We start from the raw sequence: 14,257 nt of genomic DNA, 5'->3' as shown, positions 1-14,257 counted from the left end.
GCTCCGTCGTGACGAGGGTCGATTACAGGGCAGCTTTTTCAGCTGCGGTCAGGCGTTTGGCCGATACGTGTACCACTTGCACGGCGGCGCTGTCGGCCTTGGCGGTGATTACATGTTCAGGCACAGCAGCGGTTGCGAACGAGGTAGCGCCAGCGATAACCAGTGCGGCGAGGAAGATGGCTTCCATGTTTTTTGCGATGTTCATTTCTAGCTCCTTGGTGGTGGGTTGAACAACGTTTTGTCTTGCGATGAGTGAACTATAGACAAGCGCATGACGCGCTTCCATCGGCATGTGACGAACTGCAAAAAACAGGGAGCAGAATGCGCAAAAACGGCGTGAAGCTGCGCGCAGGACGGGGAGAGTAGGGCGGCCGTCCGTGCGGATGGCCGGTGTTAGCGCCTGCTGCTAGGGGGCGTTGCAGGCTTGCGGATTATAGGGCGCAAAGGATTCCGCTTTGCCGCCTGCGCCCTTGCGTAGCGGCTGCGTGGGCGGTGCGCTGGTAAAGGTTTGCAGGGCCCAGGTTTCGCTGCGGCTCAGGTATTTGTTGGGCAATTCGAACACCAGACGGCGCTCGGGCCGCACCAGCGTACGCATGGCGCGGGTGGAATAGTGCTCGCTGATGTGGCGCTGCAGTTCTCCATTGCAATAGAGAATTTTCATGCCCTTGTACAAGTCTTCCTGCAAGTCTTTGCGCTCTGGCGCCACATAGAAGAACAGGTCGTTCGGGTAGTGCAGCATCAGGCGTGGCTCCAGCACGATGCCATCTTCCAGCCCGATATTGCGGAATTCGCCGGTGACTTCGTAGATGGCACGGGTCAGCAGATCGAAGCGTTTCACGGCCAGCATGCTGAACAGATGGATGTATTCGGCCTGCACCAGATTCAGGCCGCTATCGAGCATGATGTTGCTGTCTATCCAGTCCGGACCGCTGCCGATGCTGAGCTTGCGCAAGTCCGCCAGACTGCGCACTTTGGCAGCCCGGTCGTGGCCGTGCTGGTTGGCCATGAAGACGCGGTAGCCGCCACCCCCTAGATAGAGGGGCACCGGCACCACCGACAGTTCGCGGCTGGCTTTGCCGCCTGCCGAGGTTGCGATCACGTCGCAATAGTGCTGGTTGCGTACGCTGTCGCGCGCGCGGGCATCGGAAGTCTGGGCGGCGGGGAAGTGACAGCTTTCTATCGTGTAGCGCTTGCCGCTGGCGTTCAGGGCCTTCTGCGCCAGCTCGATACGGTAGGCGACGACCGGATTGTCGCGGGCCGAGGCAGCTTCTACCCTGACCACCATGGGCGTGTCAGCCCCGTAGCTATGCAGACAGAGCAGCGAGAGCAGGGCAGCGCCCCAGCAGCGGGCGTGCAGCAGGATAGCGGTGGGTAATAGGGCCTGGGCGTTCATGGTCATACTAGCAAAGCCTAAGTAAGTGTTTCCATGCGGAAATCTCAATTGTGCATTGAAAGATGAAGGAGTGAAATATCAAAAATCACAAATTTCTTTTTGGAAATAACATGGAATTTGGCACATTCTGGCGCTCAAGTATTTATTGACAGTTATGGTGTATTAATTTACTGTTTAAAAATGAATGCGGCGGACAACCAGGAAATTAGCAATGGAACCAGACCGGGAATTTACTCTTGACGAGTTGTGTGGGCTCACCGACCTCAATAAGCGTACCGTGCGCTATTACGTGCAGCTTGGGCTGGTGGACCGGCCGGAAGGTGAAACCCGCGCAGCCCGTTATGGTGCACGTCACCTCGAACAGCTGCTGCAGATTCGCCGCTGGGTGCAGGAGGGCGTAGCGCTGGAGCGCATACGCGAACTGCTGGCGGGTGCGCATACGGCCATGCCGCAGCGGCAGCGGCCGCCCGGCAGCATAGAGGTCTGGAGTCACATGGTGCTAGCCGATGGCGTGGAGCTGCATGTAGAGGCGGCACGCGCCGGCCTGTCGCCGGAACAGCTGCGCCAGTTCTACGCGGCGGTGCTGGATGCCTATGCCCGCGTGCAGGCAGTAGCGGATCAACAGTAAAAGGGGATGAACATGGTGGTCGAGGAGAAAAGCGTAGTGGGCATGCAGGTGCGCTCCGGCCCCGTGCCTGTGCTCAAACAGGTAGATATGCGTGGTACGGTCAGTGGGCTCATGCTGGAGCTGAGCGTGGAGCAGCATTTCCATAACGTGTCCACAGGCGATGTGGAAGTGGTGTACACCTTCCCGCTACCCGTTGGTGCGGTGCTGCTGGACATGGTCTGTACGCTGGGCGAACGGCAGCTGTGCGCTACCGTACTGGCGGCGCCAGAGGGCGAGCGGCGCTACGAAGAGGCGCTCGAGCAGGGCGATCTGCCAGTGATGGTGCAGGCCGGCGGTGAAGGCTACAGCACGATCAATATCGGTAATCTGCAGGCCGGCGCGAGCTGCGTGGTGCGCTACCGCTACGCGCAGCTGCTGGCCTTTGCACAGGGCCAGATACGTATCGCCATCCCTACCGTGATCGCCCCGCGCTATGGCAATCCGGCCCGCGCCGGGCAGCTGCCGCATCAGTATCCCGTCACCGATATGCTGGCCGAATATCCGTGCACGCTGCAGCTGCAATTGCTAGGCGCATTGCAGGCGGGCGCCATCAGTTCGCCCAGCCATGCGCTGAAGGTGCGCATGGCAGAGGGGGCGGTGCGGGTCGATCTCGATAAGAGTGCGCGCATGGACCGCGATCTGGTAGTTCTGGTGGACGGACTGCAGGGCCAGTCGCTGGCCGTGAGCGGCAAGGATGATGTCAGCGGCGCTCAGGTGGTGCTGGCCAGCCTGTGTGCCGCAGCCGCCGGCGCAGTGGTGGCCCGGCCATTAGCCATGAAGGTGCTGGTGGATTGTTCCGGTTCGATGGCTGGCGATAGCATCGCAGCTACCCGCATGGCGCTGCGGGAGATACTGGACGAATTGCAGCCGCAGGACAGTCTGAACCTGAGCCGCTTCGGCTGCACAGTGCATCACCTGCATCGTGGCATACGGCCGGTCGATGCGGATCTGCGTAACGAGGGGCGGCACTGGGTGGCCGCGCTGGATGCCGATCTGGGCGGCACGGAACTGGAACTGGCTCTGGGCGAGACCTATGCGCTGGCCGGAGAGGCCGATATTCTGCTGCTGACGGACGGGCAGATCTCGGATGCCGAATCGCTGCTGGAACAGGCGCGGCGCGCTGGCCAGCGGATATTTGTGGTGGCCATAGGCATGGCACCGGCAGGCTGCATGCTGCAGCGGCTGGCCGACGAAACCGCCGGTGCCTGCGAATTCGTCAGTCTGCAGGGCGCTATACAGGAAGCGATACTGCGTACCTTCCGCCGCATGCGTCAGCCGCCCGTGCAGGACCTGGCGCTGGATTGGCAGATGCCGAGCTGCTGGCAGGTGGCGCCGCGCCAGCGTCTGTTCGCGGAAGAGACGACGCACGCGCTGGCCGGTTTTACTGACGGCTTGCCCGGGCAAGTCCGTCTGCACTGGCAGCGTGCGGGCCAGCCCGGCGAGCTGACGCTGATGCTGGGCGCACAGATGCCGCAGCTGGCCGGCGACACGCTGGCACGTGTGGCGGCTGCCATGCGGCTGCCCGGGCTGACGGCGCAGCAGCAGTTGCAGACTGCTCTCGATTATCGTTTGCTGACCGATGTCACACGCATGTTGCTGGTGCATGAGCGCAGCGCTACGGATCAGGCCAGCGAAGCTGCAGCGCTGAGCCGCGTGTCGCAGATGCTGCCGGCTGGCTGGGGCGGTACGGCGAAGGTGGCGCTGCGGGCGCCGGCGGTGTTCCGTATGGCAGCGGCCCCCATGTTTGCGGCAAGTGAAATGAACGGGATGGAGCAGTACGATATACCGGCATTCCTGCGTGAGGATGTTAATGAGTCGGGTGACGGTGCTCTGGTGCGACAGGCCGAGCAGGAATCGCTGCAGAGGTTCATCGGGCTACTGGCACAGCGCTGGGAAGCACGGCAGCTCGATCACATCATTCCGGCTGAATTGGCAGCGTGGTCGGACAGTCTGTCGGTCTCTCTGAGCCAGATGCTGGTGGGTCTGCTGCGCAGCGGAGTGCAGGAGCGCCAGATCATCGCCGCCTTCCTTAGCGTGGTGGCCGAGATTGCGCGTCAGCAGGGCTATCATTCCGCGCTGTGCCGCTGGCTCGAACAGCACGCTGTGCTCACCACGCGCCGCTTGCAGGCGCAGGTGAGCGATGGTCTGACCGGATTGACCGGCTGGTCGGTGACGCGCGGCCTGCCGCTGCCTTTGCGGCTGGTACGGCGCATGCGTCATGAACGGCCACCGCGTCAGTTTGCGTGAGGAGCGCATTGCAGCGCGCTGCAGAATCTGCGGCGCGCCGCGCCAGCTGTAGTGTCGAGACAGCACAGCTTACCGTTTAAAAGCTAAGCTTATGGCGTGCCGGTACTGCTGCGGATCAGCTCGATATAGAAGTTAATCATGCCGCCGTAATCGGCAATGCTGATGCGTTCATCCGTGCCGTGCACGCGCGGCACATCCTGTGGCGTGAAGTGCACCGGCAGGAAGCGGAAGGCCGCTCCGCTGAGGCGGCCGTAATAACGGCTGTCCGTGGCCCCTACCACCAGCCCCGGCGTCACCAGCGCGGCCGGGTCTACCTTGCGCGCTGCTTCGGCTATCAGGCGGAAGCCCGGCGATGTCTGGTCTGCCACGGCGCTGGCGGGCACGCCGGCGCCATCATAGCTGGCGATGGCTATAGCCGGATCATCGATGGCCTTGCGCACATGGGCCAGCACACTGTCCGGTGTATCGCCGGGCGCCAGCCGGAAGTTGACGATGGCCCGTGCTTCGGCAGGCAGCACGTTTTCCTTCACGCCGCCGCTGATCATGGTGGGTGCCGTGGTGGTGCGGATCAGCGCATTGGTGGCGGGAGCGCCTTCCAGCTGGCGCAGCAGCAGCGGTTCCAGCAGCCAGCTGTTGGCGATCACCACGCGGCTGGCCAGCGGCAGCGCCGGCGCCATGGCGCGTATGCCGGCGCCACCGGGACCGGCCAGCGTGGCGGGCAGCGGCTGCTGTTCCAGCCGTGCCACGGCACGGCTAACCCGGCCCACGGCCGTCAGTGCTGGCGGCATGGACGAGTGGCCGCCGTCGGCTTTGGCCGTCAGGGCCAGACTGAGCATGCCTTTCTCGGCCAGCCCGATCTGTGCGATGGGGCGCTGGGCCCCGGCGATGAAACCATCGATGATGACCAGCCCTTCATCGAGCGAGAACCACGGTTTGATGTGGCGCTGTTCCAGCAGTTCGGCGATTTTGGCCGCGCCCTGCACGCCGCCGATTTCCTCGTCGTGGCCGAAGGCGATCAGGATGGTGCGGCGCGGCTGGTAGCCTTGCGCCAGCATATGCTCCACGCCTTCCAGCGTGGCCATCACGGCGTGCTTCATGTCCATGGTGCCGCGGCCCCAGACATAGCCGTCAGCGATGTCGCCGCTGAACGGCGCATGCTGCCACTTGCCTTCCGTGCCCGGTTCCACCGGCACCGTATCCATGTGCGCCGTCAGCAGCAGCGGCGGCAGGCTGGCGTCGCTGCCCTGCCAGGTGTAGAGCAGGCTGGACTCGCTGATCACTTCGCGCTTTAGGCGCGCGTGCGTGAGCGGGAAGCTGGTGGCCAGTAGCTGATGGAAGGCGGGGAAGGGGTTAGGTGTGGCCGTTGCCTCCGGACCGTGCGATACGGTAGGCAGGCGGATGGCGGCGGCCAGTCGCGCCACCGCTGCGCTCAGATCGGCCGGTGTGGCGGCAGCCTTGCCATCGCTGGCCGGCAGCGATGGCAGGCGCAGCGTGTTGACCAGCAGGCTGCCGCCTAGCAGCAGTACGCCTGCGGCCAGCAGCTTGCCAGCCTTGCCCAGTATTGCCTGTTTTTGCATTGTTATTTCTCCTGTAGATTACAGATCACCATGCAGTTCCAGCGCCACCACGCGCGGCTTGCTCACGTAGGCATACGGTGAGCCCGTTGCCGAGCCCAGAGTGCTAATGGAGACATATTGCTTGTTAGTGAGGTTGTTGGCAATCAGGCCCACGCCCCAGTGGCCCGAGGCTGCCGTCCAGCCCAGCCGCAGATCGACTTTTTCACGCGCCTTGCCCGCACCCACGTCGTTGCTGAACAGGCAGGTGCCCTGTTTGCGGGTGTCGTCGTTGCAGCGCTTGTTGCCCATGTAGCCGTACTGCAGGCTGAAATCCGCTTTACCGCTCAGCACAGGCCAGCGTGCTGCAATGCCAGCGGCTGCGCTGAGGAAGGGCGCGCCGGCTGGCTGGCCATCGAGCGTGACGCCGGTGGGCGCTACGTAATGGTCGTAGCTCTGGTCGAGGTATTCGAGCGAACCGGTGAGGCGCCAGATGCGGTCTAGCTTCCACTGCGCTTCCAGATCGAGGCCGGTAGCCTTCTGGTCGCTATTGACGATCTGGTAGCTCGGAATGCCGGTGGTGGCGCTGGCCGGGACCAGCGTCAGGCTTTGCAGGTTGCTGTATTTGTAGCGGAATACCGAGGCGCCGTAAGTCAGGCCGATGGCTTTCAGCTGTCCCTTGATGCCCAGCTCCAGATTGGTCACCAGTTCTTCGTCGTAGTGGCCGTTCACGCCCACTGCGTCAAAGCCGCCCGCCTGATAGCCTTTGCTCCACGAAGCGAAGACCATGGTATCGGCGTTGAGGTGCTGGTCCAGCACCACACGCGGGCTGAAGTTGTTCCAGCTGCGCGAAGAGGCGAAGGGGGCGCTGGTCGAGCCGGGATTGTTGAATTCCACATTGCTGGCTGCGACCTTCTGCAGTAACGCGGCCTGCTGCGCCGTCAGCTGTTTGAGCGCTACCAGCGTGTTGAAGAAGTTGAGCTGCTTCAGCGCTGCCAGCTGCGCATCGAGTGCGTTAGCGGTGCGTACCGGGTTGTACCAGCTAAAGGACTTCTGGTCATGCGTGTAGCGGCCACCCAGCGTGAGGTTGGTGCTGGCCGTGGCATGCCAGATGACGTCGCCGTAGATGGCGTAGGCGCGGTAGTCACCGCGGTCGATCACGGCTTCGCGCCATGGCTGGCCCATCATGCTCAAGCTTTGCAGCGTGCTGTTGCCGGTGGCTTTGCCCACGCCTTGCGCCAGCTGGGTCAGCGTGGCATACGGCGCCAGCCCGGAAGCAGCTTTGATGATGGTGTCGAGCGAGGTAGTGGTGGCGTCCACGCTTTCCGTTTCGGTGGCGCGTTCGCGGAAGGCGCTGATGCCGCTCACCCAGTCCAGTGCGCCGCTCTGGCCACTGAGCTTGAATTCCTGTTGCCAGGTCGCGTTGCTTTCCACATTGCCGGTGGCGAGGTAGGCGGCCGGATTGGCGCCGGCATCGTTGTCCTGCCAGTTCTGCGAGTTGAAGTGGCGGTAGGCGGTGGTGCTGCTCAGGGTGGCAAACGACAGCGGGTGCTCGATGCGCAGGTTGACGCCGTCGAAGGTGCGCGACTGCATATTCGGCGTGGCGTCGTTGATTAGCGGCTGCTTGAGCGGATCGGTCCAGGTGGCCGGTGCGCCGAAGTTGATCTTGCCGCCGGTGACGGAGAACACCGGCGGCCCTGCTTCGCGCATCACTTCATGTTCGAAGCCGAGGATGGCGCTGCTGCCATTGCCCTGCCAGCGCACGGCAGCGCGCAGGCCACGGTCGCCGGAGTCGCCCATGTGGCTGCCGTTCCACTGGTTGGAGGCCCAGCCACGGTCCTGCTGGCTGATGGCGGACACCCGCAGCGCGACGGCATCGCTGAGCGGCGTGTTGACCAGCGCTTCCACATGCTGGCTGCCGTAGCTGCCCAGTCTCACCAGTGCGCTCGCTTCGTTGCGGTTGACGGGTTCGTTGGTGACAATGGAAATGGCGCCCGCTGCGGCGTTGCGGCCAAACAGCGTGCCTTGCGGGCCTTTCAGTACTTCGATGCGTTTCACGTCATTGAAGTTGAGCATGGAGCCGCCCGTTTTGCCCGTGTACACGCCGTCGGTGTAGATGCCCACAGGCGAATCGGTACCGATGCCGAAATCCTCCGTGCCCACGCCGCGCAGGAACACGGAAGGGCGGGTAGATTGCGAAGTGTCGATGGCGAGGCCGGGCACGAAGGCGTCGATATCGGCCAGACTGGCCGCGCCCTGATCTTTCAAGGCCGCGCCGGACATGGTCTGGACGGATATCGGCACGTTCTGGATCTGCTGGCTGCGGCTCTGCGCCGTCACCACCACTACCTGTGCATCCTGAGCAAACGCGGCCGGTGCTGCCATGCTGGCCAGTGCCAGGCTGACTGCGCTGCTACACAAACCAATGGGTACTCCTTGCTGTTTCAAGTTCATTCTCCCGTTAATCAGTTCTTTATCATGCCGGCACTTGCCTGCTGAGGCCGATTCTAGGATTTGCCATCTGATTAAAATAGGTGCAATATCGCCATAATGATGACTGATTCCGCCACTGCTAGCCCTGTTTTGCACGTCGAAGTGCTGTCTTTACCCGAGGCCATGCCCGGTACCGTGTTTAGCGCTATCGACGTGCTGCAGCTGGCGGCGCTGGTGCTGAAGTTGCGTAATAGCCACGCTGCGCCCTCGCTGACGTGGTCGCTGTGGGTGCCGCATGCCAGTCCGGCCATGCTGACCCCTGCGGCGCTGGCGCAACTGTCGAGCGAGCCTCCCATGCAAACACCGTTGCCGCAGCGCACGCTGCTGGTGGTGCCGGCCGTGTATGCGGCCAACGCGCTGGAGCTGCCGGCGCTGGCGCAGAAATATCCCGATGTGCTGGCACGTATCGCGGCCCATGTGCAGCAGGGCGGGGCACTGGCCGTGTGCGCCACGGGGCTGATCTTTGCCGCCGAAACGGGTTTGCTGCAGCAGGCCAGACTCGATGCGCACTGGGCCTTCAAATCCTTCTTCATGCGCGTGGTGCCGCAGGCGGACTTTTCGGCCAGCGAGGCGATCAGCGTGAATGGCCGGCTGTATAGCTGCGTGGTGCCGACGGCCCAGAGCGAAATGCTGATCCGCGTGCTGCATGACTGCTACGACGAAGAAGTGGCGCAAAGCTGCGCGCGCCTGTTGCTGTTCCAGCCCGAGCGCCAGCAAATGCATAGCCAGCAGCTAAGCCAGCAATGGCTGTCGCGCACGGCGGATAGTCCCGTATTCCGTGCCAAACAGTGGCTGGAGATGCATGTGGAGCAGCCCTACGATTTGCCGCAACTGGCGGCCATTGCTTCGGCCAGCGAGCGTACTCTGCTGCGACATTTCCAGAGCGTGCTGGGCATGACGCCACTGGAGTTTCTGCATGATCTGCGCATACAGCGGGCCAAGGTGATGCTGGAAATTAGCATCAACAGCCTGCAGACCATTGCACATGCCTGCGGCTATGCCAATGCCAGCACTTTCAGCAAGCTGTTTCGCCGGGCCATGGGCCTGAGTCCCGGCGAATATCGCAAGCTGCACACGCTGCGTACCAAGCGTGCGCATTGGCGGGTGGATGGCTAACCCTAGTGTGGCTACCCGGGACGGCGCAGCGCGATGGCATTTATTTCAGTCTGGCTTTCAGCTCCTCAGCCGCCTGATGCAGGGCGCTGCGCGTGGCCGGAACGTTGGCCAGTACATTGAGCAGGCCGAAGTCGTGAATCATGCCGTTGTAGCGGGTAGCAACGACGGGCACACCGGCTGCATCGAGTTTGCGTGCATAGGCTTCGCCTTCGTCACGCAGCACATCCTTTTCCGCCGTGATCACCAGCGCTGGCGGCAGACCTTTTAACTGGGCTGGTGTGGCCAGCAGCGGTGCGGCATAGATCTCTTTACGCTGCGCGGCATCGCTGGTGTAGGCATCCCAGAACCATTTCATCATCGGCCGGGTCAGGAAATAGCCCTGTTCGAATTCGTCATACGACGCATTTTCGAAGCTGGCGTTAGTAACGGGCCAGAACAGCACTTGTGCTCTGATCTGCGGGCCGCCCAGATCTTTGGCCATTAGCGCGGTGACTGCTGCCATATTGCCGCCCACACTGTTACCGACCACGGCCAGACGCTTGCCATCGACATTGATTTCGGCGCCGTGTGCGGCCACCCATTGGGTGGCACCGTAAATTTCATTGATAGCCACCGGATAGCGTGCCTCCGGTGATGGCGTGTAGTCGACGAAGACGGCGACGGCACCCGATTCGGCGACCAGATCACGTACCAGGCGTTCATGGGTGGGGAAGTCGCCCAGTATCCAGCCGCCACCGTGCACAAACATGAATACGGGTAACACACCCTGGACGCCGTGGGGACGGACGATATGCAATCTGACGGCCTTGCCATCGACGCTGATGGTTTTTTCACTGACATCAGCGGCAGGCAGGGCGGCGCCGGCTTGTGCACCCGCCAGCACCTGACGGGCTACGGCTGGGCTCAGGGTTTCCAGTGGCTGGCCACCGCCTTTGGCCAGTGCGTCGAGGAAGGACTGGGTGTGCTGTTCTACGCCGGGCGCCGCGTTGGCAATACCGGCGTGAGCACTGAAGGCGAGGGCCAGAGCGGCGATAATTTTCGAGCTGCGTTGCATGGTAGAGGTCCTTTAGTCAGGTTTGGTAGTGCGCTATTAAATAGTGCACTATATTATTTACTCAAAAAAATCCGGCGCTGCCTGGGGAAGTGACGGGCGAGTTGCCGGAATGGAGAGATAATATATAGTGCGCTATTTAATAGCAAGCGATTTTAATCGTTTCAGCGAAAATTTTTGCGACTTTTGCGCTTAGCCGGGGTTGAGTCCGAGGCTTAGCGGGCAGGTAGGGTGTTGAGCACGCCGCATACCATGCCTAGCACATGGGCTTGCCACACTAGCTGTATGTCTGCAGGGAGAGCCTGCGAGGCAGGCATCATGCCGAGTGCTTCGGCGCCCGTTTTGAGCAGCAACAGGCTCGCCAGCAGTGCCAGCCATGGGCGCGGCAGGCGCCGTTGGCGCCACAGGGTGATCAGGGTCATGCTCATCAGCATGACAGCGAGCGCGGAAAGGCCGCGATATTCGCTCAGTGCCGGCACCCATAGCAACAGCAGCAGGGCAATCAGGGCACTACTCCAGCCCAGCGTGAGGCACAGGCGGCGGCGTCCAAGCGTGGGTTCCAGCAGCCAGCCGCAGAGCAGTACGACGGTGCCATCGGATAATGCATGGGCTGCAGAATAATGCACCAGATGACAGCTCCATAGCCGCCACCACTGGCCGCCGAGCAGCGCTGTGCGGTCGTAGGCGAGCACAGCGGCTAACTCCGCCGGCGCCAGCTGCAGCGCGCATGCGGCCAGTGTCAGTGTGATGCTGACGCCGGGCCAGTTAGCGCGTGCGGCGGCGCTGGCCATACACTAGCGCGGCCAGTATGGCAGCCAGTGCCAGCCAGCTCCAGTCGGCAGCGCCGCCGCCGCGATAGCCGTCCTTGTTTGTGATCTGGATCGAGCTGTCGGATTTGAGATGCTCGCGGAAGTTGTCGAGCTGCCCCTGCAGATTGGGGATCAGCTGATCGACGGCTTGGTTGTAGCCTTCGGTCTGGGCGGCGCGCGATTTCTCGCTGAAGCCGGCCATGGTGGCGTTGCCGGCTATGCGGCTGGTGCCGGGGGCGCGGAACAGCAGCTTGCGGCTCTTCACATCGAACACGGAGGCATCGAGCATGGTCTGGATATCGTACTGGTTGCCGTTGATGACGTAGGCGCCGACGATGGTCCAGTACAGCAGCGACAAGCGGTTGGTGTCGTTGAACTGCACCTGATCGTAGGACAGCAGCGCGACCACTTCCACGTTGAACATGCGCGCTACCTGATCCAGATTATCGAAGCCGCCGCGTGCCTGCATGTAGGCAGACGGGATGATTTCGATGCTGCCGATGTAGGCGTGCTGGGAGAACGAAGCTTTGACGCGTTCCAGCAGTTTCATCTTCTGCTGTTCGGACGGGCCATTGCCCCAGCCACCGCCAGGCACGAAGGCTATCCCCACGCGCACCGGCGGACGCAGCTGGGTCATGCCGGGCACCATGGCCGTGGGCTGTTTGGCGTTGGGGTAGAGGTAATCGACCACGCTGCCGTTCTGCTGCACGCGCTGGCCGGAGCCCCAGAAGGCGCAGCCGGATAAGGTGGTGACGAGCAGCGTGATCAGCACGCCTTTGATGAAATGCATGGGTAAGCTCCTACTGAGTCCGTGATGAAGGCTTGGGCGCAGACTGGGCGCCTTGGCAAGTCCGAAAGGAAGCAAGCCTATCAGATTAGACTGGCGTGAAATACGTACATTCTCACCGGGTCCGGGATACTTGTGCGGTAGCGCCTTGCGCTACCAGCAAGGCGACCACGCGCGCCCTCCACCGGGTTAGCTATCAGTGCGCAGGCACTACGGGAGTGGGCTGGCAGAAAGTGCGTCGGGATTCTGCTGCAGCAGTATCTGCGGATGCAGCTTCGCCAGCATTTGCGCTTGTTCGGTCTCGGACAGCGGATCGTGGCCTGTGCGCTCCGGTTCCAGTGTCGTCAGCAAATCGCGCGAACTGCGCTTGCCGGCAGGCGTGGTATGGTCGTCCTGCAGCTTGCCCAGCGAGTAGCGCAGAGTGCGTGTCGACTGGCTGGCCTGCATATCGAGTGTGGCTTTGGCCAGCACGCCTTTGTGATAGGCGATTTCGGTTTGACTGGAAGCGGCGTCGTCTATCGTCACGTAGTGATAGTTCTGCGAATTGGGCGATAGATCCAGTGCTAGCTTGGCGTCAGCCCTGATGGGGGCGTGGTAGCGTGCCTTGAGGTGCGAGCTTTGCTGCTGCGAGATGCTGCGGTCCAGTTGCGAGCCGCCGCCGATGCTGGTCTTCTGGGCCAGCTCGTAGGCAAAGCTATCCTTCTCCGTGCTGCGGGCGGGATTGGGGAATTCTTCGGTTTGTGCAAAGGATGCGTTGAAGTCTGCCAGCCCTGTGGTCAGTGCATGGTCCTGCTGATTCAGGGCGATGCCTTGCGGTGCCACAGGGCCGCTGCCGTAATCGCTATTGAGGGCGCTGAAGCCTTGTTTGAACATGCCGATAATGGCGCCACGGCCCAGACCGCGCGTTGCAGCCTGATCGATCTGCTGCAGATAATGGTCGAGCGCGGCCGCCTGCTGCGCCTTGCTGCCCCAGCTGGCCGGCTTGCTCAGGTCAACGGCGATGCTGGCCGTGCCTGCCGGGCCGTTAAAACTCAGCGTGCGCCCCATGCTGTCGGCATGAAATTCCAGTCGCTGGGTATCCTTGGCATCGATTTTGATCTGGCCTTTCAGATCCACCGCAGCGAGCGCATGACTGTCGAACTGGGTGAGTCCGGCAAGATCGATGCGGGGCGGATTTTCGCTCAGGCCGTCGATGGATTTCTGGAACGCTTCGGATAATTTTCCCAGCGCTTTGCGTTCCGCGTCATTGAGCTTGCCACTGCTGTGCGCTTCGACGGCGATGCCGTTATCGCTGGCATCGAGCTTCAATTCGACTTTGATGCCGCTGGCAGTCATGATGTTCAGGCTGATCTGATTATCGCCCATGCCATGCTGCGATATTTTCGCCGGCGATACCTGCAAGGCATAGGTGTCGGACGTTGCGCTTGCCGGCAGCTGCTGCACCGACTGGGAAAAGTCGGCGCCGTCATAGGCAACCTGTTTGAGCAGTTCGCTACCGAGGCCGCTCAGGCGGGTGGAAAGCTCGTCGTTGTTCATGTTGCGGGCCATGAGCGTGGCCGAAGTGCTGTGCGTGCGGTTTTCCCAAGCCAGTGCTTTGGTGCTGGTTTCGCCCTGTTCACCCAGATTTACTACTGTGGAGCTTGCCGTACGAGTGCTGAGAGCTGCACTGGCAGCCGCACTGCGGTTGGTGCTTGCCGTTGCTGGGGTTGGCGTGGCGGCGAGGGAAGCGAGAGCGTTGACGGTAGACATGGGATAGCAGCCTGTAGGTGATTCCGGTGAGGCATATATTTTTACCAAGTTGGTGGATTTAGCAAAATAGAGCTCGTGTCTGTTTTACGTCAGGACGCTGAGATACTTTAAAAAAATGCAATACGACTTGCGTTATCTTAAGCTGGATGCAGGCGGTTCCTCGTCACATACATGCTGCGCATGCGTGCTGAGAAAAGATGGCCGCCGTAGATGGTGGAATTCGAGATTGAGCGCCTGAGAAAAAACTACACTATGCCTACACGGCTCTAGAAAGCAAAAAGCCCAGCCGGTGAGGGCTGGGCTAAGTGCTTGATATTTCTGGTGCCGACTGCCGGTTTCGAACTGGCCACCTGATGATTACAAATTCCTTCTCGTCAGTAACACTAGCTAAC

At 61.8% G+C, this 14,257-nt stretch carries 11 protein-coding genes; 3 read left to right on the top strand and 8 right to left on the bottom strand.

Translation table 11 applies throughout. The features are described 5' to 3' along the window. Positions 1-22: 22 nt before the first annotated feature. Both GTP27_RS15160 and GTP27_RS15155 read right to left on the bottom strand, forming a co-directional pair. Positions 23-205 carry a hypothetical protein gene (locus tag GTP27_RS15160; protein ID WP_161040015.1) on the bottom strand — a complete coding sequence of 61 codons (183 nt, stop codon included), beginning with the start codon at positions 203-205 and terminating at the stop codon, positions 23-25. 201 nt (positions 206-406) lie between these two features. Continuing rightward, entirely contained in the window at positions 407-1,399 is a 993-nt protein-coding gene (locus tag GTP27_RS15155; protein ID WP_161040014.1) for a hypothetical protein, read from the bottom strand. Between the two features lie 205 nt (positions 1,400-1,604). Here GTP27_RS15155 and GTP27_RS15150 point away from each other — a divergent pair, with 205 nt between their 5' ends. Both GTP27_RS15150 and GTP27_RS15145 read left to right on the top strand, forming a co-directional pair. Then, positions 1,605-2,021 carry a helix-turn-helix domain-containing protein gene (locus GTP27_RS15150; RefSeq protein WP_161040013.1) on the top strand — a complete coding sequence of 139 codons (417 nt, stop codon included), beginning with the start codon at positions 1,605-1,607 and terminating at the stop codon, positions 2,019-2,021. A gap of 6 nt (positions 2,022-2,027) precedes the next feature. After that, the gene (locus GTP27_RS15145; protein ID WP_161040012.1) at positions 2,028-4,307 is read left to right on the top strand and encodes a VIT and vWA domain-containing protein; all 2,280 of its coding nucleotides are present in this window, start codon (positions 2,028-2,030) and stop codon (positions 4,305-4,307) included. A gap of 89 nt (positions 4,308-4,396) precedes the next feature. Here GTP27_RS15145 and GTP27_RS15140 read toward each other — a convergent pair whose 3' ends face one another. Both GTP27_RS15140 and GTP27_RS15135 read right to left on the bottom strand, forming a co-directional pair. Next, positions 4,397-5,884, bottom strand: a complete 1,488-nt coding sequence (locus GTP27_RS15140; protein ID WP_161040011.1) for a M20/M25/M40 family metallo-hydrolase — start codon at positions 5,882-5,884, stop codon at positions 4,397-4,399. Between the two features lie 18 nt (positions 5,885-5,902). Further along, a complete protein-coding gene (locus tag GTP27_RS15135) occupies positions 5,903-8,281 on the bottom strand; it encodes a TonB-dependent receptor (RefSeq protein WP_161040010.1) in 2,379 nt (792 codons plus the stop codon). Positions 8,282-8,410: 129 nt separating this feature from the next. On the opposite strand from GTP27_RS15135, the gene GTP27_RS15130 reads away from it, so the two are divergent. Beyond that, positions 8,411-9,469 carry a GlxA family transcriptional regulator gene (locus GTP27_RS15130; RefSeq protein ID WP_161040009.1) on the top strand — a complete coding sequence of 353 codons (1,059 nt, stop codon included), beginning with the start codon at positions 8,411-8,413 and terminating at the stop codon, positions 9,467-9,469. A 40-nt stretch (positions 9,470-9,509) separates the two neighbouring features. On the opposite strand, the gene GTP27_RS15125 is transcribed toward GTP27_RS15130, so the two are convergent. From GTP27_RS15125 to GTP27_RS15110, 4 genes are all read right to left on the bottom strand, one after another. Further along, positions 9,510-10,523 carry an alpha/beta hydrolase gene (locus GTP27_RS15125; protein WP_161040008.1) on the bottom strand — a complete coding sequence of 338 codons (1,014 nt, stop codon included), beginning with the start codon at positions 10,521-10,523 and terminating at the stop codon, positions 9,510-9,512. A gap of 212 nt (positions 10,524-10,735) precedes the next feature. Further along, the gene (gene rrtA / locus GTP27_RS15120; RefSeq protein ID WP_161040007.1) at positions 10,736-11,311 is read right to left on the bottom strand and encodes a rhombosortase; all 576 of its coding nucleotides are present in this window, start codon (positions 11,309-11,311) and stop codon (positions 10,736-10,738) included. Continuing rightward, positions 11,286-12,119 carry a rhombotarget lipoprotein gene (gene rhlP, locus GTP27_RS15115; protein WP_161040006.1) on the bottom strand — a complete coding sequence of 278 codons (834 nt, stop codon included), beginning with the start codon at positions 12,117-12,119 and terminating at the stop codon, positions 11,286-11,288. Before rhlP ends, rrtA begins: the two co-directional genes overlap by 26 nt. A gap of 207 nt (positions 12,120-12,326) precedes the next feature. Further along, positions 12,327-13,865, bottom strand: a complete 1,539-nt coding sequence (locus tag GTP27_RS15110; protein WP_161040005.1) for a hypothetical protein — start codon at positions 13,863-13,865, stop codon at positions 12,327-12,329. Between the last annotated feature and the right edge of the window lie 392 nt (positions 13,866-14,257).

Source organism: Duganella qianjiadongensis (genome assembly GCF_009857915.1).
In the GTDB taxonomy this organism is placed as follows: Bacteria; Pseudomonadota; Gammaproteobacteria; order Burkholderiales; family Burkholderiaceae_D; genus Rugamonas; species Rugamonas qianjiadongensis.
The sequence above is the reverse complement of the archived record's forward strand: the minus strand, read 5'-3'. Positions and strand labels throughout refer to the sequence as shown.